Annotated in this window: 19 protein-coding genes; 7 read left to right on the top strand and 12 right to left on the bottom strand. The window is 72.7% G+C overall.

Annotated elements, in window-relative coordinates; all coding sequences use genetic code 11:
- Positions 1-180 precede the first annotated feature (180 nt).
- The gene (locus FLM69_RS08110; protein WP_255502769.1) at positions 181-351 is read left to right on the top strand and encodes a hypothetical protein; all 171 of its coding nucleotides are present in this window, start codon (positions 181-183) and stop codon (positions 349-351) included.
- A gap of 93 nt (positions 352-444) precedes the next feature.
- On the opposite strand, the gene FLM69_RS08105 is transcribed toward FLM69_RS08110, so the two are convergent.
- The 3 genes from FLM69_RS08105 to FLM69_RS08095 all read right to left on the bottom strand — a co-directional run bounded on the left by FLM69_RS08105 (position 445) and on the right by FLM69_RS08095 (position 4162).
- Positions 445-1536, bottom strand: coding sequence for a YihY/virulence factor BrkB family protein (locus tag FLM69_RS08105; protein ID WP_255502767.1), 1092 nt, complete (start codon positions 1534-1536; stop codon positions 445-447).
- Between the two features lie 108 nt (positions 1537-1644).
- The gene (locus tag FLM69_RS08100) at positions 1645-3063 is read right to left on the bottom strand and encodes an L-serine ammonia-lyase (RefSeq protein ID WP_141843803.1); all 1419 of its coding nucleotides are present in this window, start codon (positions 3061-3063) and stop codon (positions 1645-1647) included.
- A gap of 184 nt (positions 3064-3247) precedes the next feature.
- On the bottom strand, positions 3248-4162 hold the full coding sequence (locus FLM69_RS08095) for an NUDIX hydrolase (protein ID WP_063189073.1): 915 nt from the start codon (positions 4160-4162) through the stop codon (positions 3248-3250).
- A gap of 179 nt (positions 4163-4341) precedes the next feature.
- On the opposite strand from FLM69_RS08095, the gene FLM69_RS08090 reads away from it, so the two are divergent.
- The 3 genes from FLM69_RS08090 to FLM69_RS08080 are packed head-to-tail and all read left to right on the top strand — an operon-like array spanning position 4342 to position 7899.
- Complete coding sequence (locus tag FLM69_RS08090) at positions 4342-5124, top strand: electron transfer flavoprotein subunit beta/FixA family protein (protein WP_141843801.1); 783 nt, start codon at positions 4342-4344, stop codon at positions 5122-5124.
- Entirely contained in the window at positions 5121-6158 is a 1038-nt protein-coding gene (locus FLM69_RS08085) for an electron transfer flavoprotein subunit alpha/FixB family protein (protein ID WP_141843799.1), read from the top strand. Before FLM69_RS08090 ends, FLM69_RS08085 begins: the two co-directional genes overlap by 4 nt.
- 52 nt (positions 6159-6210) lie before the next feature.
- Positions 6211-7899 (top strand): cytochrome b/b6 domain-containing protein, encoded by a 1689-nt coding sequence (locus FLM69_RS08080; protein WP_255502765.1) that lies wholly within the window; start codon positions 6211-6213, stop codon positions 7897-7899.
- A gap of 130 nt (positions 7900-8029) precedes the next feature.
- Here FLM69_RS08080 and FLM69_RS08075 read toward each other — a convergent pair whose 3' ends face one another.
- The gene (locus tag FLM69_RS08075; protein WP_063189104.1) at positions 8030-8977 is read right to left on the bottom strand and encodes a PaaI family thioesterase; all 948 of its coding nucleotides are present in this window, start codon (positions 8975-8977) and stop codon (positions 8030-8032) included.
- A gap of 166 nt (positions 8978-9143) precedes the next feature.
- Here FLM69_RS08075 and FLM69_RS08070 point away from each other — a divergent pair, with 166 nt between their 5' ends.
- A complete protein-coding gene (locus FLM69_RS08070; RefSeq protein ID WP_063189082.1) occupies positions 9144-10277 on the top strand; it encodes an acyl-CoA dehydrogenase family protein in 1134 nt (377 codons plus the stop codon).
- A gap of 85 nt (positions 10278-10362) precedes the next feature.
- Here the strand turns inward: FLM69_RS08070 and FLM69_RS08065 are convergent, their stop codons facing one another.
- From FLM69_RS08065 to FLM69_RS08050, 4 genes are read right to left on the bottom strand one after another with little or no spacing between them, the layout of a single operon-like run.
- Positions 10363-11550 (bottom strand): enoyl-CoA hydratase/isomerase family protein, encoded by a 1188-nt coding sequence (locus FLM69_RS08065; RefSeq protein WP_063189084.1) that lies wholly within the window; start codon positions 11548-11550, stop codon positions 10363-10365.
- Positions 11547-12344, bottom strand: a complete 798-nt coding sequence (locus FLM69_RS08060; protein ID WP_063189086.1) for an enoyl-CoA hydratase — start codon at positions 12342-12344, stop codon at positions 11547-11549. Before FLM69_RS08060 ends, FLM69_RS08065 begins: the two co-directional genes overlap by 4 nt.
- Positions 12341-13258: a 3-hydroxyisobutyrate dehydrogenase gene (gene mmsB, locus FLM69_RS08055; RefSeq protein WP_141843797.1), complete on the bottom strand. Its 918-nt coding sequence runs from the start codon at positions 13256-13258 to the stop codon at positions 12341-12343. The genes FLM69_RS08060 and mmsB overlap by 4 nt, the downstream gene beginning before the upstream one ends.
- 34 nt (positions 13259-13292) lie before the next feature.
- Positions 13293-14819, bottom strand: coding sequence for a CoA-acylating methylmalonate-semialdehyde dehydrogenase (locus FLM69_RS08050; RefSeq protein ID WP_141843795.1), 1527 nt, complete (start codon positions 14817-14819; stop codon positions 13293-13295).
- A 180-nt stretch (positions 14820-14999) separates the two neighbouring features.
- Between FLM69_RS08050 and FLM69_RS08045 the strand changes: the two genes are divergently transcribed.
- Positions 15000-15773, top strand: coding sequence for an SDR family NAD(P)-dependent oxidoreductase (locus FLM69_RS08045; RefSeq protein WP_141843793.1), 774 nt, complete (start codon positions 15000-15002; stop codon positions 15771-15773).
- A 29-nt stretch (positions 15774-15802) separates the two neighbouring features.
- On the opposite strand, the gene FLM69_RS08040 is transcribed toward FLM69_RS08045, so the two are convergent.
- Positions 15803-16360, bottom strand: coding sequence for a MarR family winged helix-turn-helix transcriptional regulator (locus tag FLM69_RS08040; protein WP_141843791.1), 558 nt, complete (start codon positions 16358-16360; stop codon positions 15803-15805).
- A 78-nt stretch (positions 16361-16438) separates the two neighbouring features.
- Complete coding sequence (locus FLM69_RS08035) at positions 16439-18220, bottom strand: AMP-binding protein (RefSeq protein ID WP_141843789.1); 1782 nt, start codon at positions 18218-18220, stop codon at positions 16439-16441.
- Between the two features lie 150 nt (positions 18221-18370).
- Here FLM69_RS08035 and FLM69_RS08030 point away from each other — a divergent pair, with 150 nt between their 5' ends.
- Entirely contained in the window at positions 18371-19579 is a 1209-nt protein-coding gene (locus tag FLM69_RS08030) for an acyl-CoA dehydrogenase family protein (protein ID WP_119217561.1), read from the top strand.
- On the opposite strand, the gene FLM69_RS08025 is transcribed toward FLM69_RS08030, so the two are convergent.
- Positions 19554-20294 (bottom strand): YoaK family protein, encoded by a 741-nt coding sequence (locus FLM69_RS08025; protein WP_141843787.1) that lies wholly within the window; start codon positions 20292-20294, stop codon positions 19554-19556. The two genes, FLM69_RS08030 and FLM69_RS08025, sit on opposite strands and share 26 nt — an antisense overlap.
- 82 nt (positions 20295-20376) lie before the next feature.
- Complete coding sequence (locus FLM69_RS08020; protein WP_020624813.1) at positions 20377-20748, bottom strand: ectoine synthase; 372 nt, start codon at positions 20746-20748, stop codon at positions 20377-20379.
- Positions 20749-21136 lie beyond the last annotated feature (388 nt).

Genomic DNA, 21136 nt, shown 5'->3' with positions numbered 1-21136 from the left:
ATTCACTCATGCAGTGTATCGTACTTCTAAACTAAAAATAACTTTAGATATGTTTCTCCATTCTTTTTTTTTTTAGGCTGGTTTTTTTCAAGCAGAAGTCGGCATACGAGATGTAGCTCCGTCTCGTGGGCACGGAGATGTGTATAAGAGCCGGCCCCCGCGGCCGGCGACGCGGGGCCGGTGAGCGGAGCCGACTCCGAGTGCCCGGACTCCCACCCGGTCAAGGCGAACGACAACTCGGGCATCTACCACATGCCCGGTCAGCAGCACTACGGCAGGACCAACGCGCGCCACTGCTACGCCTCCGCCTCCGCGGCCCAGGCGGACGGCTACCGCGCGGCCCGGCGCTGAGGGCCCCGCGCACGACGACGGCCGCCCACCTCGCCAGGTGAGCGGCCGTCGTCGTCCGTGCCGAACGTGCGCCCGGCGCCGCGCCGGGTGCGGTCAGCGGCCCTCGTGGACGGCCCGCAGCTCGTAGCCCTTCTGCTCGAGCTCCTCCTGCTTCTCGGCCTTCTTGACGAGGGCGCCGGCGTCCTTCGGGGGCAGCTTCACGGCCTCCTCGGCGGGCATGCCGGCGGTCAGCTGCTTGGCGCGCTCCACCTCGGTGTCCAGCTCGAGGCCCAGCAGGAGCACGATGTTGAAGATCCACAGCGCGAAGAGCAGGGCCATCACGCCGCCGATCGCGCCGTAGGCCGAGTAGCCGGCCAGCGTCGTGAAGTAGAAGTACAGGCCCACGGAGGCCAGCACCATGCCCACGAGGGCGAAGATGTTGCCGGGGCCGAACATGTGGAAGCTGGGCTTCTTCACGTTCGGGGTCATGTAGTACAGGGTGGCGATCAGCACGAGCACCAGGAGGATCACCACCGGCCACTTCACCCACGCCCAGATCGGCAGGAACGTGTCCGAGAGGAAGTTCACCACGGAGGTGAGGCCGAGCGGCCCGGCGATGGGGGCGAGCAGGCCGTCGACGAGGGCGCGGTTGAGCGCCAGGGAGATCAGCACCAGGACGATGCCGATGAGCATGACGACGGTGGTCAGGAGGTTCGTCAGGGTCAGCTTCACGAAGCCGCGGCCCTCGGCGTAGTTGTACACCTGGTTCGACGCGCGGTTGAACGCCTTCACGTACGCCGAGGCGGACCACACCGCGGTCAGGATGCCGACCACCAGGGCGATGAGGCCGCCCGTGGACTGCTGCATCAGGTTGTCCACCACGCTCTGCACCACCGACTGGTAGTCGGACGGGACCATGGTGGTCAGCTGGGTGACCAGGTCGTCGACCGCCGAGCGGTTCGAGGCCAGCACGAGCGTGAGGATGGAGAACACGGCCAGCAGGGCCGGTGCCAGCGAGAGCACCATGAAGTACGTGAGCTTCGCGGCGAGGTCCGTGCCGCCGTCGTTCAGGAACTCCTTGAACGCCCGGGTCGCCGCGTACTTCCAGCCGGCGCCGTCCAGCTTGACGCCCTTCAGGCGCTCGGTGCGCTCCTCCGGATCGATCTTCGCGGCCTCCAGGGTCGCGTCCACAGGATGAATGGCCACGTCGGTCCTCTCGCGCTCGGGGGGCAGGGTGCGGATCGGGCCCCACGCTAGCGGACGGGTGCCCCGTCCGTCCCGACCGGAGCGGCGCTGGGCCGCGGACCCGGGCGATCAGCACTCGATGACGTTCACGGCCAGGCCGCCGCGCGAGGTCTCCTTGTACTTGGACTTCATGTCCGCGCCGGTGTCGCGCATGGTCTTGATGGCCTGGTCCAGGGTCACCCGGTGCGAGCCGTCCCCGAGCAGCGCCAGCCGGGCCGCGTTGATGGCCTTCACCGACGCGATCGCGTTGCGTTCGATGCACGGCACCTGGACCAGGCCGCCCACGGGGTCGCACGTCAGCCCGAGGTTGTGCTCGATCCCGATCTCGGCCGCGTTCTCCACCTGGTCCACGGTGCCGCCGAGCACGGCGCACAGCGCGCCCGCCGCCATGGAGCAGGCCGAGCCGACCTCGCCCTGGCAGCCGACCTCGGCGCCGGAGATGGAGGCGTTGCGCTTGTACAGGATGCCGATCGCCGCCGCGGTGAGCAGGAACTCGACCACCTTGTCGTCCCGCTCCTGCTGCGTGGCGCCCTTGGGGAGCACGAAGCGCATGTAGTAGAGCATGACGGCCGGGATGATGCCCGCGGCGCCGTTCGTGGGCGCGGTGACGATGCGCCCGCCCGAGGCGTTCTCCTCGTTCACCGCGAGCGCGAAGAGGTTGACCCACTCCATGGCCCACATGGGGTCGGTGCGGTCGGTGGTCTGCAGCAGGTGCTCCCGCAGCGCGGGGGCCCGACGGCGGACCTGCAGTCCGCCGGGCAGGATCGGCTCGGTGCGGGTCACGCCGTTGTGGACGCATTCCTCCATGACGGCCCAGATGGCCAGCAGCCGGGTGCGCAGCTCGTCGAGGTCGTGCCGGGTGGCCTCGTTGGCGAGCATGAGCTCCGCGATGCTCAGGCCCGCCTCGTGGCAGCGGGCGGCGAGCTCGGCGCCCGTGGAGAAGGGGTACGGTTCGCCGGTGTCGCCGTCGTCGGTGCGGTTGACGTCCTTGGTGGCGTCCAGCTCGGCCTCGAGCTCGTCCGAGGTGACCACGAAGCCGCCGCCCACCGAGTAGTAGTCGCGGGTGTGAAGCTGTTCGCCGGCGTCGTCGTAGGCGGTCAGACGCATGCCGTTCGGATGCCCGGGCAGGGACTCGCGCATGTGCAGCGTCAGGTCGCCCTGCCGGTCGAAGGCGATCTCGTGGCGCCCGTCCAGGGGCAGCCGGCCGCCCGTGACGATCTCCTCCACGAGCCCGGTGCAGGCGTCCGGGTCGATGGTCTCAGGGTCCTGGCCGGCCAGGCCGAGCAGCACCGCGGTGTCCGAGCCGTGGCCCACGCCGGTGGCCGCCAGCGAGCCGAACAGCTCGGCGTGCACGCGGGCCGTGCGCTCGAGGACGCCGTGCTGGCCCATGCTGTCCGTGAAGCGGCGGGCGGCGCGCATGGGTCCCACGGTGTGGGACGAGGACGGGCCGATGCCGATCGAGAACAGGTCGAGGACGCTGAGCGCCATGCAGTGCTCCTAGGGTGCGAGCGGGACGCGCGGTGGCCGGGGGTGGGGGCCGGACGCGCGGAGCCGGGAGATCCAGTGCAGACCAGACTAGGGGCACGGGGCCCTGCAGGCCATGGGGTCGCGGCTCGCGGTCCGCGCTGCTCTCCGGCCCGTCACCCACCGCACGGCCCGGAGCCGGGAGCGCTCAGAGGATGTTGTCCTTGGACTCCTCCACCTGCGCGGCCGCGCGGAACGCCGTCAGGTCACGCAGATACTCGTCCGCGTGGGGGAACACGGGCCCCTGCCCGGCCACGAGCATGACCCCCTCGAGGGGCTCGAACCGGGAGCGGCCCGCGTGGATGTCCTCGCCGGCGTCGACCAGGGTGCGCAGCTGCCACCATGTGGGGGCCATCAGGTTGACCTTGCCGGCCCGGAAGCGGCGCAGCAGCTCGGCGGGGGACGCCCAGCCGTGGCTGGCCGCCTCGGAGGACATCCGCTCGGGGGACTGACCCTGCGGCAGGTGGACGGCGAAGAAGAACGTGTCGTAGCGGCGCGGGCCCCCGTGCGGGGTGATCCACCGGGACCACGGCACGAGCGCGCCGGCGTCGGGGCGCAGCCCCTCGCGGTCGAGCAGCTCCCCGAAGTCCACCTCGTGGCGCTCGACGGCGTCGCGCAGCTCGTCGGGGAACGCGGCCACCCGGGCCGGGTCCACGGGAGTGCCGGTGACGGCGTCCCGGGCCAGGAGCACTCCGGTCTCCTCGAACGTCTCGCGGACGGCGGCGGCCAGCACGCGACCGGCGCCCTCGGCGGGGTCGAGCTCCGTGAGGGTGCCGTGGGCGTCCACGGGCTCGTGCGGCAGCCCCAGGCGCCGGCCCCACTCGGCCAGATCCGTGCCCTCCCACAGCCGGTCCGGCAGGTCGTCCGCGGGGTCCACGCGGCCGCCGGGGAAGGCCGTGGCGTGGGCGCTGAAGGCCATGGTCCCGGCGCGGCGGACGGTGAACACCGAGATCTCGCCGCCGGCCCCGGGTCTGACCAGCACGAGGGAGGAGGCGGGCACCGCCGGGACCCGGGGCCGGTCCTCGGCGGCCGACGGCTCGGCGGGCGGGGCGGCGGGGCTCACGGTGCCTCCTCGGTTCGGGCGATCATGGTCCGGACGCGCGGGCCGACGACGGCGGCCCCGGCCGCTCCCGCGCGGGGGTCATGCGGCCCGGATGTGCGCGGACCCGTAGTCTGTAGCGTAAGTCACCGTGCTCGGGGCGGAGGCCCCGGGGCGAGACCGCGACCCAAGGAGGAGAGGCCGTGAAGATCCTGGTGCTGGCCAAGCAGGTGCCGGACACGTGGCAGGAACGTGAGCTGAGCCTGGAGACCGGCTGGGTGGTGCGCGACGGCGCGGCCGAGCCCGTGCCGGACGAGATCAGCGAGCGCGTCATGGAGGTCGCCCTGGGCTGGCGGGACGCCGGCGCGGACGTCGAGATCGTGGCCCTGACGGTGGGCCCCGAGGACTCCTCCAAGACCCTGCGCAAGATGCTGGCCATGGGCGCGGACTCCGCCGTGCAGATCACCGACGACGCGCTCGTCGGCTCGGACGCCGTGGAGACGGCCCGCGTGATCGCCGCGGCCGTCGAGAAGGAGGGCGCCGACCTCGTGCTCGCCGGCACGCTGTCCACGGACGGCGGCACCGGCGTGGTGCCGGCCATGGTCGCCGAGCTCCTGGACCGGCCCTACCTGCCGCACGCCGAGGCCCCCGAGCTGACCGACGGCGAGCTGACCGGCACCGTGGCGACCTCGGACGCGGACGTGCGCGCCGCCGTCGCCCTGCCCGCCGTGGCGAGCCTGACGGAGAAGACCCCCGAGCCGCGGTTCCCGAACTTCAAGAACATCATGGCGGCCAAGAAGAAGCCGCTCACCGTCCTGTCCCTGGCCGACCTCGGCATCGCCGCGGGTCCGGCCGAGGCCGCCTACCGCTCCGTGATGGTCTCGGCGGACACGCGTCCCGAGCGTGCCGCGGGCGAGAAGATCACCGACGACGGCACCGCCGCCGAGCGGCTGGTGGAGTTCCTCGCGGGCCGGGGGCTCGTGTGAGCGCGAACGTGGAGGAGACCGAGATGACGACGCAGACCGACGCCGCGAACAGCGGTCAGACCGTGCTGGTGCACGCCGAGATCGGTGCAGACGGCGCGCTCCGCCCGGTCGTGGCCGAGCTGCTCGGCGCCGCCGCCACCGTGGGCGTGCCCGAGGCCGTCCTCGTGACCGGCGCGGAGGGCAGGGACGCCGCCGTCGCCCGTCTGGGGGAGTACGGCGCCACGCGCGTCCACGTCCTCGTGGCCGACGACGCCGCCACCACCCTCGGCGACGCCGCCGTGCAGGCCCTCGCCGCCGCGACCGCCCGCACCGCGCCCGTGGCCGTGCTGCTCTCCGGCAGCCCCGAGTCCCGCGCGGTGGCCGGCCGCCTGTCCGTCCGCGCCCGCGGCCCCGTGTGCGCGGATGCCGTGGGGCTGCGCTGGGCCGACGACGAGGTCATCGCCCGCCACTCCGTGTTCGGCGGCGACTACCTCAGCGAGTCCACCGGCGAGGGCGGCCCCCGGATCATCACCGTGCGCCCCGGCGCCGTCGCGGACCGAGCCCCGGCCGTCGAGGCGCCCGAGGTCGTGGAGCTGGCCGCCGCCGAGCTCGGCCCGGTGACCGCCGGCGCCCGGGTGCTCGAGGTGAACGCCCGCACGCAGAACTCCGCCCGTCCGCCCCTGCGCGGCGCGAAAACCGTCGTCGCCGGCGGACGCGGCGTGGGCTCCGAGGAGGGCTTCGCGATCGTCGAGCAGCTCGCCGACGAGCTCGGCGCCGCCGTGGGCGCCTCGCGCGCCGCCGTCGACTCCGGCTACACCGCGGCCGAGCGCCAGGTGGGCCAGACCGGCGTGATCGTGTCCCCGAACCTGTACATCGCCCTGGGCATCTCCGGCGCCATCCAGCACCTGGCCGGCATGAAGACCGCCAAGACCATCGTGGCGATCGACAAGAACGAGGACGCCGAGATCTTCGAGCACGCCGACTTCGGCGTGGTCGGGGACATCTTCCAGGTGGTCCCACAGGTCATCGAGCAGCTGCGCACCCGCCGCGGCTGAACCGGTGCGGGCGCGGTCCGCTGCGGACCGCGCCCCTCGGACGAGGAGAAGCATGCCCAAGCAGCGAATGGCCGGTTACGTCCCCCTGAAGGGCGCCCCGGCCGAGACCGAGCCCGCCCCCGCCCCGGGGCAGGACACCACGACGGCGGCCCTGGCCCCGGTGGTCGCGCCCGCCGTGCCGGTGGCGCCGTCCGCGCCGGCGTCGGGCCTCACGCCCCTGTCCGCGCGACGCCGCATGGCCGGGTACGTCCCGTTCGCCCGCGAGGCCGAGTGGCTCGGCGGTGCCCCCGCCCCGGCCGCGGGCTCGACCCCGGCCGCCGCTCCGCCGCCGCCCGCCGCCCCCGAGCCCATCGCCGCCTCCGCGTCCCCGACGCGGGCCCCCGCACCCGCGGAGACCGAGCCCGTCGTGCCGGACGTGGCGGCCGCCGTCGCCGCCGCCGCGACCGGTGCGCCCGCCGCGTCCGGGGCGGGCGCGCCCGTGGAGTCCGACCTCGTGCCGCTCGCGGAGCGGCGACGCATGGCCGGGTACGTGCCGTTCGCCCGGGAGGGGGAGTGGTTCACCGAGCTGGCTGCCGTGGGCGCCCCCACCGCGCCGGAGACGGTGGCGCAGGAGGTCGTCGCACCGGAGCAGGCCACCGCCGAGCCCGCCGCCGCGGAGCCGGCCGATGCGGAACCGGCCGTCGCCGCCCCCGTGGCCGCGGCGCCGGCCGCGGAGCCGGCCCCCACCGCGCCGGACACCCGGTCGGCCCCGCCGGCCTCCGCCGCGCAGCCGCCCCGGGCCGCCACCGGCACGCCCGCGCGGGCCGCGGACACCGACGTCGCCGAGGCCACCGCCCCGTCCCGTCTGCGCAAGGCGCTGCCGGCGCTGGCCGGCGTCGTGGTGCTGGCGCTGCTCGCGGTGCTGGCCGGACGCTGGCTGCGGAGCCTGGACCCGGTGGCGGACTTCATTGCGACCTACGACGGGCACCCGGTCCTGCCCGAGGGCACTCCCGAGGGGATGCCCTGGTGGATGGGCTGGCAGCACTTCCTGAACATGTTCCTGATGGTGCTGATCATCCGGACGGGCCTGCAGATCCGCCACGAGACACGGCCTCCGGCCAACTTCACGCCGACGAAGGACGGCCTGTTCTCCGCGCGGGGCAACACCCCGAAGAAGTTCTCGCTCACCATCTGGATGCACCAGGCCCTCGACGCGCTGTGGCTGCTCAACGGCGCGATCTTCGTGGTGCTGCTGATCGTCACCGGCCACTGGGCGCGGATCGTGCCCACGGACCCGCACGTGTTCCAGCACGCCCTGTCCGCCGGCATCCAGTACCTGTCCCTGGACTGGCCCACCGAGAACGGCTGGGTGCACTACAACGCGCTGCAGATGCTCTCCTACGCGCTGGTGGTGTTCGTGGCCGCCCCGCTCGCCGCCCTCACGGGCTGGCGCATGTCCTCGTGGTTCCCCACGGAGGCCAAGGGACTGAACAAGGCGTTCCCCATGGAGGTGGCCCGCAAGGTGCACTTCCCGGTGATGGTCTTCTTCGTGGCGTTCATCGTGGTGCACGTGTTCCTCGTGGCCTTCACGGGCCTGCTGACGAACCTGAACCACATGTACACCTCGCGCGGCGGCGCCACCGACGCGTGGGGCCTCGTGGTGTTCCTCGTGAGCGTGGCGGTCACCGCCGCCGCGTGGTTCTTCCTGAAGCCCGCCTTCACGGCCCCCGTGGCCTCCCGGTTCGGCACCGTGGGCCGCTGAGCCGGCCCCACGACGGCCCCTCCTCCTCCCGGGACTTTCGAACGTGATGTCGGGGGAATGAGCGCTTTCGAACGTGGGATAGGGCCTCTCTCACGTTCGAAAGCGCTCGGGTGCTCGGGTGTGCGGAGCGTCAGCTCCGGGCAGCGCGGAAGGTGACCTGCACCTGGACCATCGGCTTGTCGGCCACGGGGACGCCGTCGGCGCCGACCGGCACGAGGTCCACGTCCACGAGGCGCAGGGACCGGCCGGCGTGCCGCACCCTCGTCAGGGCGATCATCTCGCCGTGGCCCGGGCGCACGAACACCACGTGCACGGCCTGGACGTCGTAGCGCTCGCGGTCCGGCATGGCCGCCTGCGCGGCGGTGACCGCCCGCAGCGTCATGGCCCCGCCGTGGACCGCGCCCGACGGGTTGGCCAGCTCCGGCTTCGGGGCGAAGCGGGCGCCCGGGGTCGCCGCGGGGGCGACGACGGGGCGCACGTCCGGAGCGGCCGTCGGCAGCGACTCGGGGCGGGCGGCCAGTAGCCTCGGCATGGGCACGCGGGTCTCTGCCCCGCGGGGCAGCCGTCCGGCGGCGACGAACTCGGCCATCCGCTCCGGAGCTCCGGCCGGCACCGACTGGAACCAGCCGGTCGCCTCCACCACGCGACGCCCGTCCGCGTCCTCGAGCCACGCGCGGGCCACGCCGCCGCCGGCATCCCAGGACAGCGGGCGGGTCCAGCACTCCAGCAGCGGGCCGTCGTCGTCCCCGGCCGTGACGGCCGCCGCGTCGAAGGCGGGCAGCGGGCCGAGCACGTTGATCTGCAGCTCGGTGGTGACCACGGTCTCGATGTCCCGGGCCGCGTGATGCACGGCCACCGCGGTGGCGTTGTCCATGATCACGGTGGCCGCCGCGCCGGTGGGCCGGCCGTCCAGGTCGAGGCACCACGGGCCGACCTCGAACGCGGCCGGGTTGAGGGCGCCGTCCCGCTCGGTCATGAGCGCGTGGCGGCGGATGCCGAACAGCTGTTCCGTGCGGCCGGAGGCGTGGGAGCGGGGGCCGGTGGGCGAGTCTGCGGTGGGGCTGGTGGTGGTCTGCACGGGGAGCACGCTAGCCCACGACCCGGCGCCGTCACGGCGGATCATTGGATGTCCTATTATCATGGTGATGACAGTCACACCCTGTCGCCGCCCGCGGTGTCACCCCCGCACCATCCCGTCGTGGACCGCCCGCGCGGTGGGACCGAGCCCCCAGGAGGACGAACCCATGTTCCCCATCACCGACGACCAGAAGGCCCTGGTCGACGCCGTCCGCGACTTCGCCGAGCAGCGGGTCGCCCCGCACGCCCTCGACTGGGACGCCGAGAAGCACTTTCCGGTGGACGTCCTCGCCGAGGCCGGCGAGCTCGGCCTGGGCGGCATCTACGTGGGGGAGGAGTACGGCGGCACCGGCCTGGAGCGCACGGACGCGATCCTGATCTTCGAGGAGCTCGCCAAGGCGGACCCGGCCTTCGCCGCCTACATCTCGATCCACAACATGGTCGCCTGGATGATCGACTCCTTCGGCAGCGACGAGCAGCGCGCCCGCTGGATCCCCGACCTCGTGGGCATGGAGCACCTGGCCAGCTACTGCCTCACCGAGCCCGGCGCCGGCTCGGACGCGGCCGCGCTGAAGACCCGCGCGGTCCGCGACGGCGACCACTACGTCCTCAACGGCGTCAAGCAGTTCATCTCCGGCGCCGGGGCGTCCGACTACTACGTGGTGATGTGCCGCACCGCGGACACGGGCGCCCGGGGGATCTCAGCCGTCGTAATCCACAAGGACACCCCCGGCCTGTCCTTCGGCCCCAACGAGAAGAAGATGGGCTGGCACACCCAGCCCACGCGCCAGGTGATCTTCGAGGACGTCCGCGTGCCGGTGGCCGACCGCCTCGGCGAGGAGGGCGACGGGTTCCGCATCGCCATGAAGGGCCTCAACGGCGGCCGCCTGAACATCGGCGCCTGCTCGATCGGCGGCGGCCTGGCCGCCCTGGACAAGGCCACCCGCTACCTCAAGGAGCGCAGCGCGTTCGGCGAGCCGCTCACCACCAAGCAGGCCCTCGTCTTCGAGCTCGCGGACATGTCCGTGAAGCTGGAGACCGCCCACACGATGCTCATGCGCGCCGCGGACGCCCTGGACCGCAACGACCCGGACACCGTGCGCCTGTGCGCCATGGCGAAGCTCGTGGCCACCGAGTCCGGCTACGAGGCCGCCGACACCGCCCTGCAGCTGCACGGCGGCTACGGCTACCTGCACGAGTACGGCGTGGAGAAGCTCGCCCGGGACCTGCGCGTGCACCGGATCCTCGAGGGCTCCAACGAGATCATGCGCATGATCGTGGGCCGAGGCCTGATCGGCTGAGGCCGGGGCCCGCCCGGTGCCCCCCACAGCACGGCGCCCCGCGGTCACCGCACGTGACCACGGGGCGCCGTTCGTCGGGGCGGACTCAGCCGAGCTGCAGGGGGTCCACTCCGGCGACGGGCTCGAAGTGCCCGGCCACGTCCTCGGCCGAGACGTCCTCGAGCCGGGCCGGGCTCCACGTGGGGTCCTTGTCCTTGTCCACGAGCAGCGCGCGGATCCCCTCGGCCATGTCCGGCTCGCGCATCAGGTGGGTGCCGATCGTGAACTCCTGGCGCAGCGCGTCGGCCACCGTCAGGTCCTCCCCGCGTGCGGCCAGCCGACGCTGGGCCTCGTGGGCCACGGCGACGGCGGTCGGGGACTTGGTGCGGATGGCCTCGGCGGCCTTCCCCGCGGCCTCGGCGTGCGCCCCGCCCGCGGCGGCGCGCTCGTCCAGGGCGGCGAGGACCTCGGCGGCGGTCTCCCGGCCGTAGGCGTCCTCGATCCACTCCCGGCCGGCCAGCAGCGCGGACGCGGGCCGTGCATCCTCGGCCACCGCGAACCGGGCCAGGACCTCGTCGGCGGCGGCGAAGGCGGCCTCGTCGCGCGCGCCCGCGTCCGCGGCCGAGCCGAGGGCGCCGAACGCCGCGGCGAGGGCCTGCTCGAGCTCGTCCAGCCGGGCGGACTCCACGAAGACGTCCGCCAGGCCCAGGGCCACCGCGTCGGAACCCGAGGCGTGCGCCGAGGTCGCGGCCAGGTGCCGGCCCGCCTGGAAGGGGGCGCGGGCGAGGTGGAAGGAGCCGCCGACGTCGGGGGTGAACCCGATCGCCGTCTCGGGCATGCCGGCGCGGGTCCGCTCGGTGGCCACGCGGTGCGAGCCGTGGGCGGACACGCCCATGCCGCCGCCCAGGACGATGCCGTCCATGAAGGCCACGTACGGCTTGGGGTAGGTGGCGATGCGCTCGTTCATCGCGTACTCGTCGCGGAAGAACTCCTCGGCCTCCGCGAACCGCCCGGCCAGGAGCGAGGCGCGCAGGGAGACGACGTCGCCGCCGGCGCACAGTCCCTTCTCCCCGGCGCCGCGGATCAGCACACCGCGCACGGCGGGGTCTGCGGCCCACTCGGTCAGGGCCGCGTCGATCGCCCGGACCATGTCCTGCGTCAGCGCGTTCAGGGCGCGCGGACGGTTCAGCGTGATGCGGCCGAGGCCGTCTCGGACCTCGAGGAGCACCTCGTCCGCCGCGCCCTCCGGTGCGGCCGCGGGGGCCGTCGTCGCCGTGGTCTGCGCGTCGCTCATCGGTGCTGCCACCCCGCCTCGCGCTTCGCCGCGAACGCGTCCATGCCCTCCTTCTGGTCCGCCGTGGCGAACGCCGAGTGGAACACCCGGCGCTCGAAGGCGATGCCCTGGGCGAGCGTGGTCTCGAACGCGGAGTTGACGGCCTCCTTGGCCATCCAGGAGGCCGGCTTGGACTTGGACGCGATGGTCGCGGCCACCTCTAGCGCCTCCTCGAGGGCCTTCTCGTCGGCCACCACGCGGGAGACGAGTCCGATGCGCTCGGCCTCCTCGGCTCCGATCATGCGGCCGGTAAGGATCATGTCCATGGCCTTCGCCTTGCCCACGGCGCGGGTCAGTCGCTGGGAGCCGCCCATGCCGGGGATGACGCCGAGGTTGATCTCGGGCTGGCCGAACTTGGCACCCTCGCCGGCCACGAGCACATCGGCCATCATGGCCAGCTCGCAGCCGCCGCCGAGGGCGTAGCCGGTCACGCACGCCACGATGGGGGTGCGGGCACGGGTGAGCCCGTCCCAGCCGGCGAACCAGTCGGCCGCGTACATCTCGGAGAACTCCTTGGTGGCCATCTCCTTGATGTCCGCGCCGGCGGCGAACGCCTTGGGGGAGCCGGAGAGCAGGATCGCCCCGATCTCCGGGTCGGCGTCCAGCTCCTGCACCGCCGCGACGACGGCACGCATCGTCGCCTCGTTCAGCGCATTCAGGGCCTTCGGCCGGTTCAGGCGGATGTGGCCGACCCGGCCCTGCCGCTCCACGATGATCGGCGACTCGGCGCCGTCCGGGGTGGTCTGCTCGCTCATGCCTCGCTCCTGTCCGTGTGTGATGCTCGGATGTCCTCGATGATGCCGGAAAAGTCGCGGGCGGCGCCTTCTCCGGCGGCGTACTCGGCGTACTTGGCCTGCGCGAGGCGGCCCAGGTCGGCCGCCACGCCCTGCTCGTCCAGGGCCGCGAGCGCGAGCCCGAGGTCCTTGGCCATCAGGGCGCCGGCGAAGCCGGGCTGGAAGTCCCGGTTCGCGGGGGAGCCGGGGACGGGGCCGGGCACCGGGCAGTTGGTGGTCAGGGACCAGCACTGACCGGAGGCCTTGCTCATCACGTCGTACAGAGCCTGGTGCTGCAGGCCCAGGCGCTCGCCCAGGACGAAGGCCTCGGCGACGGCGATCTGCGTGACCCCCAGCACCATGTTGTTGCAGATCTTCGCGGCCTGGCCCAGGCCGGCGCCCCCGCAGTGCACGATCCGCGCGCCCATGACCTCGAGCAGCGGCAGCACCTCGGCGTACACCTCGTCCGAGGCGCCCACCATGAAGGCGAGGGTGCCGGCCTCGGCGCCCACCTGGCCGCCCGAGACCGGTGCGTCGGCCGCCCGCATGCCCGCCGCCTCCGCCGCCGCGGCCGCCTCGCGAGCCTCGGCGACGTCGATGGTCGAGCAGTCCAAGAACACGGTGCCGGGGCGGGCGGCGGCGAGCAGGCCGCCGTCGCCGTCCTCGCCCCGGTAGACGTCCAGCACCAGGCGTCCGTGGGGGAGCATGGTCAGCACGACGTCGGCCTCCGCGGCCGCCGCGGCCGTGTCCGTGACGGTCTCGACGCCGGCCGCACGGGCCTTCTCGAGGGCCTCGGGGACGAGGTCGAAGCCGAGCACGCGGTGGCCCGCGGCGGCGAGGTTGGCGGCCATGGGGCCGCCCATGTGGCCGAGGCCGAGGAACAGAACGGTGGTCATGGGGTCCTCCTGGTCGGGACGGGCTGCGGGGCGGTCATGAGCCGGCCGGCATGACGAAGCTGGCGCCCTCGCGCACGCCGGAGGGCCAGCGTGTGGTGACGGTCTTCGTCTTGGTGTAGAACTTCAGCCCGTCCGTGCCGTGCTGGTTCAGGTCGCCGAAGCCGGAGGCCTTCCAGCCGCCGAAGGTGTAGTAGGCGATCGGCACGGGGATCGGCACGTTCACGCCGACCATGCCGGTGTCCACGCGGGTGGAGAAGTCGCGGGCGGCGTCGCCGTCGCGGGTGAAGATGGCCACGCCGTTGCCGAACTCGTGCTCGTTCACGAGCGTGAGCGCCTCCTCGTAGTCCTTCGCGCGGACCACGGAGAGCACCGGGCCGAAGATCTCCTCGCGGTAGATGCTCATCTCCGGGGTGACGCGGTCGAACAGGGTGGCGCCCACGTAGAAGCCGTCCTCGTGGCCCTCGACGACGACGCCCCGGCCGTCCGCGACCAGGTCGGCGCCCGCCTCGACGCCGGCCGCGATGTAGCCCTCGATGCGCTCCTTCGCGTCCTTCGAGACGACGGGGCCGAAGTCCGAGGACGCCTCGAGCGACGGGCCGACCTTGAGGTCCTTGATGCGCTCGCGGAGCAGGGCGATCAGGCGGTCGGCGGTCTCCTCGCCGACCGGGACGGCCACGGAGATCGCCATGCAGCGCTCGCCGGCGGAGCCGAAGGCGGCGCCGACCAGGGCGTCGGCGGTCATCTCGAGGTCCGCGTCCGGCATGATCACGGCGTGGTTCTTGGCCCCGCCGAAGCACTGGGCGCGCTTGCCCATGCGGCCGGCGTGCGCGTAGATGGACTGCGCGATCGGGGTGGAGCCGACGAAGCCGACGGCCTTGACGCGCGGGTCCTCGATGAGCGCGTCCACGGCGGCCTTGTCGCCGTGCACCACGTTGAGGGCGCCGGCGGGCATGCCGGCCTCGAGGGCCAGCTCGGCCAGGCGCACCGGCACGGAGGGGTCGCGCTCGGAGGGCTTGAGGACGAAGGCGTTGCCCGCCGCCAGGGCGATGCCGGCCTTCCACAGCGGGATCATCGCGGGGAAGTTGAAGGGCGTGATGCCCACGGCCACGCCGAGCGGCTGGCGGATGGAGTGCACGTCGATGCCGGTGCCCGCGTCGGCGGTGAACTCGCCCTTGAGCAGGTGCGGGGCACCCGCGGCGAACTCCACGACCTCGATGCCGCGCTGGATGTCGCCCTTGGCGTCCGGGAAGGTCTTGCCGTGCTCCTGGGCGAGCACGGTGGCCAGCTCGTCCATGTTCTCGTTGATCAGGTCGACCCAGCGCAGCAGGATGCGGCCGCGGCGCTGCGGGTTGAGCCTCGACCACGCGGCGAAGCCCTCCTCGGCGGAGGCCAGGGCGGCGTCGATCTCCTCGGCGGAGGCCAGCGGCACGCGGCCCGCCACGCGGCCCGTGGCCGGGTGGTAGACGTCGCCGTGCCGGCCGGAGGCGCCCTCGCGCCGCTCGCCGTGCACGAAGTGGGGGATCACGGGGGCGGTCTCGGTGGGCGCGGTCTTCTGGGACATGGGGGCTCCTCGCAGGTCCAGGCGGAAGGGCGGCCGCCGGTCGGCGCCGCCCACGGCGGGCGTGGCGGGTCCGGCCGTGCGTGTGATCTGGGTTACTCATCCGCTAATCTAGGATGAGAACGTAGGACATGCAACTATCGAACTCGGGGGGTATCCCGAGGAGGAAGGGAGGGTCCGTCCATGGACCTGTCGAACCAGAGCGCGATCGTCACCGGCGGGGCCTCGGGCCTCGGCCACGCCACCGCCCGCCGCCTGGCGGACGCGGGCGCCGCCGTCGTGGTGGTGGACCTGCCGGACCGGGAGGGCGAGACCGTCCGCGCGGACGCTGTGGCCGCCCTCGGTCCCCGTGCGCGCTTCGTGACGGGCGACGTCACCGCCGAGGGCACCGCCCGGGAGGCTGTGGCCGCCGCGCTGGAGGCCGGGCCGCTGCGGGTGCTGGTCAACTGCGCCGGCGTGGCGACGCCGGGCAAGCTCGTGGGTCGCGACGGGCCGCTGTCCGCCGAGGTGCTGAGCCGGGTCCTGGCGATCAACACGGTCGGCACCGTGGCGATGATGGCCCAGGCCGCCGCCGCGATGAAGACGCAGGAGCCGCTCGGCGAGGACCGCGGCGTCATCGTCAACACCGCGTCCGTGGCGGCCTACGACGGGCAGATCGGCCAGATCGCGTACTCCGCCTCCAAGGGCGCCGTGGTCGCGCTGACCCTGCCCGCGGCCCGCGAGCTCGCCTCCTCGCAGATCCGCGTGGTCACGATCGCCCCCGGTCTGATGGAGACGCCCATGATGGCCGGCCTGCCCGAGGCCGCCCGCGAGGCGCTGTCCACCAAGACCCCGCATCCGGCCCGGCTCGGCCGACCCGAGGACTACGCGCTGCTCGTCGAGCAGATCGTGTCCAACCCGTTCCTGAACGGCGAGGTCATCCGGCTCGACGGCGCCGTGCGCCTCGAGCCCCGCTGAGCCGGACGGTCCGGAGGCCGGGGAGCGCGTCAGGAGGAGGTGTGCTCCGCCGTCGCGGGCGTGCCGGCGTCGAGGCCGTCGACCTGGAAGTCGCCGGCCTCGGCGCGGAACCGGCCGAGGACGTCGATGAGGGTGTCCACGTCCGCCGGATCGAAGCCGGAACGGCCGAAGACCTCGGCGTTGAGCGTCTCCGTGGCGGCGACGGCGACGCGCCGGCCCTCGTCCGTGAGGGCGAGCACGAGCGCGCGGCGGTCCGACTCGTGGGGTGTGCGCTCCACCAGCCCGGCGGCCTCGAGCCGGTCCACCGCATTGGTCACCGAGGTGGGGTGGACCTGCAGGAGCGCGGACGCCTTGGACATCCGCATCCGCTTCTCGCGCGAGAAGTTCAGCAGCGCCAGGAGCTCGTACCGCGCGAAGGTGAGCCCGTAGGGCTTGAGCGCGGCCTGCGTCCGACCCAGCAGGATCTGCTGGGCTCGCATGATCGAGGTGATGGCGGCCATCGGGCGGGCGACGTCACCCCATCCGTGACGCTCCCAGTTCCGGGCGGCCTCCCGGATGGGGTCCTGGGCGAGGGGTGGCTTCTTCATGGCGCTCCAGACTAGCGGCGCACCGGGGGTCCCCCGCCACCGCCGGACACGGACGGGGCGGTGGCGGGGAACGGCCGGTCAGCGCTGCAGGTCCAGGTCCTCCTCCCGGAACTCGGTGCCGTAGCCGTCCGGGGCGGCGCCCGTCTGGGCGCGCTCGACCTCGGCCTTGCGCAGCTCCACGCGGCGGATCTTGCCCGAGATGGTCTTCGGCAGTTCGAGGAACTCGATGCGGCGGATGCGCTTGTACGGGGGCAGCTGGGTGAGCGTGAACTGCAGGATCGCCCGGGCGGTCTCCGCGGTGGGCTCGTGGCCCGGGGCGAGGGTGACGAAGGCCTTCGGCACGGCCAGGCGCAGCTCGTCCGGGGTGGGGACGATCGCGCCCTCCATCACGGCCGGGTGCTTGACCAGCACCGACTCCAGCTCGAACGGGGACACCTTGTAGTCCGAGGACTTGAAGACGTCGTCCGCGCGGCCCACATAGGTCAGCACGCCGTTCTCGTCGCGGCGGGCGATGTCGCCGGTGTGGAAGACGCCGTCGCGGAACACCTCGTCCGTCTTCTCCTGGTTGCCGTAGTAGGACTTCAGCAGGCCCACCGGACGCGGGTCGAGGCGCAGGCAGATCTCGCCCTCCTCGGCCTCCTGGCCCGTGAGCGGGTCGATCAGGGTGACGTCCATGCCGGGCAGTGGGCGGCCCATCGCGCCGATGACGACCTTCTGGCCGGGGGTGTTGGCGACCTGCAGGGTGGTCTCGGTCATGCCGAAGCCGTCGCGGATCGTGGTGCCCCACGCCTTGTGCACCTGGTCGATCACCTCCGCGTTGAGCGGCTCGCCCGCGGAGATGGTCTTGGTCGGCGGGGTCGTCAGCTGCGCCAGGTCCGCCTTGATGAGCATGCGCCACACGGTGGGCGGGGCGCAGAAGCTCGTGACGCCGTAGCGCGCCATGTTGGCCATCAGGGCCGCGGGGTCGAACTTGCGGGCGTTGTGCACGAAGATCGTGGCCTCCGCGATCCACGGGGCGAAGAAGTTGGACCACGCGTGCTTGGCCCAGCCCGGGGAGGCCACGTTGAGGTGCACGTCGCCCGGCTGCAGACCGATCCAGTAGAGCGTCGTGAGGTGGCCGACCGGGTACGAGGTGTGGGTGTGCTCCACGAGCTTCGGCTTCGAAGTGGTGCCCGAGGTGAAGTAGAAGAGCAGCGTCTCGTCCGCGGGGGTCGGCTCGGCCGGGGCCAGCTCGGTGGCGGCGTCGGCGGCGTCGTCGTAGGAGAGCACGGCGTGGCCGGCGACCTCGGGGGCGCGGCGCGCCGGGCCCTCCGCGAAGACGCCCGGCACGTGCACCAGGTGCAGGCCCTCGCCGACGCCGGCGAACTTGGCCAGGTCCTCGGCGCCGGCCACGGCCCACGCGGCGCCGGCGCGCGTCACGCGGTCCTCGAGGTCCCCGGAGGTCATCTGCGTGGTGGTGGGCACCATGACCACCCGCAGCTTGATGCAGGCGAGCATGAACTCCCACAGCTCCACCTGGTTGTTCAGCATCAGGATGAGGCGGTCGCCGCGGCGCAGGCCCTGCGCGGCGAGCCAGTTCGCCACCCGGTTGGAGGCCGCGGAGAGCTCGGCGAAGGTGCGTTCGGTGCTGCGCCCGTCGTCCTCGGCGATGATCAGCGCCGGCACGTCCGCGCGGGCCGGGTCCTGGGCCAGGCGGTCGAACCAGTCGAAGCCGAAGTTGAAGTGCTCGAAGCGGGGCCACTCGAACTCGGCGCGGGCGCGCTCATAGTCGGTCTGGCACTCGACCAGCAGGTTGCGGGCCGCGCGGAACACCTCCGTCGGCGACGGGGCGGCGACGGCGGTGGGGTCCTGGACGGTCATGGGTCCCTCCTCGGGATGGCTGCTGAACGGATCCTTGGCCGGGGGCCTGTGATCTGGAACACTACTGGCAGACCTGGATAGTTGGAAGTCCTACAGTCGGATTCGCGGCGAAACCGCCCGCCGTCGTCGGACCGCCCCCGAAGGAGAGCCATGACCGCCATCGCCGACCGCCCCGTCCCCGCCTCCGGCGCGCCCGCCGTCACCCCCGGCCTGCCCCACGTGGACCTGCTGCGCCTGCGGGACCGCCTCGAGCCGGCCGAGCGTGCCCGGCTCGACGCGATCGAGGACCACCTCCAGACCCGCGTGCGGCCGCACCTGACCCGCTACTGGGACGCCGAGGAGTTCGCGTTCGACCTGCTGCCGGGCCTGGCCGAGCTGGGTCTGGGGCGCCTCGTCCTGGACGGCTCGTCCTCGCTGTTCCAGCAGCTCGTGCACGCGGAGATCGCCCGCGTGGACCTGTCCCTGTCCGCCCTCGTGGGCATCCACAACGAGCTCAACCTCGGCATGATCGCCGGCCTGGGCTCGGAGCGGCAGAAGGCCACGTGGCAGGGGCGCCTCGAATCCTTCGACGCCCTGGGCGCGTTCTGCCTCACCGAGCCGGACCACGGCTCGGACATCGCCGGCGGCCTCGCCACCACCGCCACCCGCGACGGCGATGAGTGGGTCATCCGCGGCGCCAAGCGCTGGATCGGGGCCGGCACGATCGCCGACGTCGCGCTCGTCTGGGCGCGCGACACCGCCGACGGCGAGATCAAGGGCTTCGTGGTGCCCACCGACACCCCCGGCTACGAGGCCACCAAGATCAGCGGGAAGATGGGCCTGCGGATCATGCAGAACGCGGACATCACCCTGGACGTGCGCCTGCCTGCGGATGCGATCCTGCCCGGCGCCACCACCTTCGCCGCCACCCGCGCCCTGCTGCGCGACTCGCGCATGTGGGTCGGCTGGCAGGGCGTCGGCGCGCAGATGGGCGTGCTGGACGTGCTGCGCTCCTACGCGCTGCGGCGGGAGCAGTTCGGCCGCCCGCTGGCCGCGTTCCAGCTGATCCAGGCCCAGATCGCCGAGGTCGCCGGCAACCTGGCCGCCTCCGCCGGGATGATGCTCCAGGTGGACGCCCTGCGGCAGGAGGGGCGGATGGAGATGATGCACGCGGCGATGGCCAAGGCCACCTCGACCCGGCTGGCCCGGTCCTCGGCGGCGCTCGCCCGCGACGCCCTCGGCGGCAACGGCCTGCTCACGGAGCACGAGATCGCCAAGATCATGGGGGACGTGGAGGCCATCTACTCCTACGAGGGCTCCTACGGCATGAACACCCTGATCGTGGGGCGGGCCCTCACCGGCGTCTCGGCCTTCGTGTGAGCCCCACGTCCCGCAGGTCCTGGATCAGCGGGCGGTGGGCGATGAGCAGCAGCACGCCGGCCACCGGGATGACCACCTCGAAGCCCAGCCAGAGGTAGCCGGCCGCGCCCGCCACCCCGCCCAGGAAGAACAGGGCCACGAGCAGCGCCAGCAGTCCCACGCGCCGCGGTTCCCCGACGACGGGGGCCGCGGCCCCGGGCGCGTTGCGGTACAGGATCTTGCCGAGCTCGACGCCGATGTCCGTGACCATGCCCGTCACGTGCGTGGTGCGGATCGGCCACGCCCCGATGCGGGTGATCAGCGCGTTCTGCAGGCCCATGGTGAAGCACAGCACGGCCACCACGACGAGCGGCCGGTGCGCATCGCGGACGTGCTCGGCGAGCAGGCCGAACACCAGCATGCCGACGCCCTCGAGCAGGAGGATGTTGGCGTACCGCGACCGGAGGCCGTTGACCCGGCCCCAGTTGAACACCAGCGCGCAGACGACCGCGCCCAGGATGAACATGGCCAGCGCGAGCAGGCCCGTGCCGACCAGACCCGGGGCGTGGAGGACCGCCGCGTCCGCCATGGACGCCACGATCCCCGTCATGTGGGACGTGTACGTGGCCACGGCGACGAAGCCCACGGAGTTGAGGATCCCCGCGATCGCGGTCAGCACCAGCGCCAGGTGGGTGTTGCGGCGCACGGTGCGCTCGGGGGCGCACAGGTTGAGCACCCCGCCACCCTACGACCGGACGCCGCCGTCGGCGCCGACGCGGGAGGCGCCGTCGTCGACGCCTCCCTCACCGTGCCCGGGCTCAGTAGCTGGAGTAGCCGTCCTCCGACAGGGTGTGCTTCTCGTCGCCGGTGATGGCGGGGTTGAACACCGAGATCAGGTGCATGTCCTCGGTGCCGCCGCGCAGGTCGTGCGGCTCGTGGTCCGGCAGGACGTAGATGACACCCGGCGTGATCTCGTGGACGGTGCCGTCCGGCTCCACCACGGAGCCGTTGCCCGCGATGCAGTAACAGGCCTCCTGGTGGTTGCGGTACTGGAGCTTCGAGGACGATCCGGCGCGCACGATCGTGTGGGCGACGGCGAAGCCCATCTCGTCCTTCGCGGTGATGAGGCGTTCGGAGGTGCCTCCGCCCCACTCGACCTTCTCGACGTCGTTCCGGCTGCGGGTGTACATGGCGTTCCTTTCGGCGAGCTCTGTGGGTCGGGCAAGGGGCCGTAGCCCTGGCTCCATCGTAGGGATGCCCGTCTCAGACTGTGAGGGGCAACACGTGAGGGCTCGTATGGGATGAAATAGTCCAGATCCACTATGATGTGTATCACACCTGGCATACGCTTCATCTTGACCCATGCGGCCCGGAGATGGAGGAGACGCAATGGCAACGCAGGCGAGGGATGGCCGGTTCTCCAATGAGGTGTTGCCCCAAGACGAGAGGCCTAGGGCGTGTCTGAGAATAGATGCACGAGTCAGCTGAGACCCTGGGGACATGTCCCGGTTCCAGATGCTCTCCGACGCCCAATGGGAGTTGATCGCCCCGATGCTCCCGACCCGGACCGGCCGCGCC

Source organism: Micrococcus sp. R8502A1, from assembly GCF_006704135.1.
GTDB lineage: Bacteria > Actinomycetota > Actinomycetes > Actinomycetales > Micrococcaceae > Micrococcus > Micrococcus luteus.
This window is presented reverse-complemented; position numbering and strand designations above follow the sequence as displayed.

Excerpts from the sequence above, each read along its gene's own strand:
- FLM69_RS08100 (WP_141843803.1), bottom strand. The coding sequence starts at position 3,063 with ATGGCGCTCAGCGTCCTCGACCTGTTCTCGATCGGCATCGGCCCGTCC.
- FLM69_RS08080 (WP_255502765.1), top strand. The coding sequence starts at position 6,211 with ATGCCCAAGCAGCGAATGGCCGGTTACGTCCCCCTGAAGGGCGCCCCG.
- FLM69_RS08070 (WP_063189082.1), top strand. The coding sequence starts at position 9,144 with ATGTTCCCCATCACCGACGACCAGAAGGCCCTGGTCGACGCCGTCCGC.
- FLM69_RS08065 (WP_063189084.1), bottom strand. The coding sequence starts at position 11,550 with ATGAGCGACGCGCAGACCACGGCGACGACGGCCCCCGCGGCCGCACCG.
- FLM69_RS08060 (WP_063189086.1), bottom strand. The coding sequence starts at position 12,344 with ATGAGCGAGCAGACCACCCCGGACGGCGCCGAGTCGCCGATCATCGTG.
- mmsB (WP_141843797.1), bottom strand. The coding sequence starts at position 13,258 with ATGACCACCGTTCTGTTCCTCGGCCTCGGCCACATGGGCGGCCCCATG.
- FLM69_RS08050 (WP_141843795.1), bottom strand. The coding sequence starts at position 14,819 with ATGTCCCAGAAGACCGCGCCCACCGAGACCGCCCCCGTGATCCCCCAC.
- FLM69_RS08045 (WP_141843793.1), top strand. The coding sequence starts at position 15,000 with ATGGACCTGTCGAACCAGAGCGCGATCGTCACCGGCGGGGCCTCGGGC.
- FLM69_RS08040 (WP_141843791.1), bottom strand. The coding sequence starts at position 16,360 with ATGAAGAAGCCACCCCTCGCCCAGGACCCCATCCGGGAGGCCGCCCGG.
- FLM69_RS08035 (WP_141843789.1), bottom strand. The coding sequence starts at position 18,220 with ATGACCGTCCAGGACCCCACCGCCGTCGCCGCCCCGTCGCCGACGGAG.
- FLM69_RS08030 (WP_119217561.1), top strand. The coding sequence starts at position 18,371 with ATGACCGCCATCGCCGACCGCCCCGTCCCCGCCTCCGGCGCGCCCGCC.
- FLM69_RS08020 (WP_020624813.1), bottom strand. The coding sequence starts at position 20,748 with ATGTACACCCGCAGCCGGAACGACGTCGAGAAGGTCGAGTGGGGCGGA.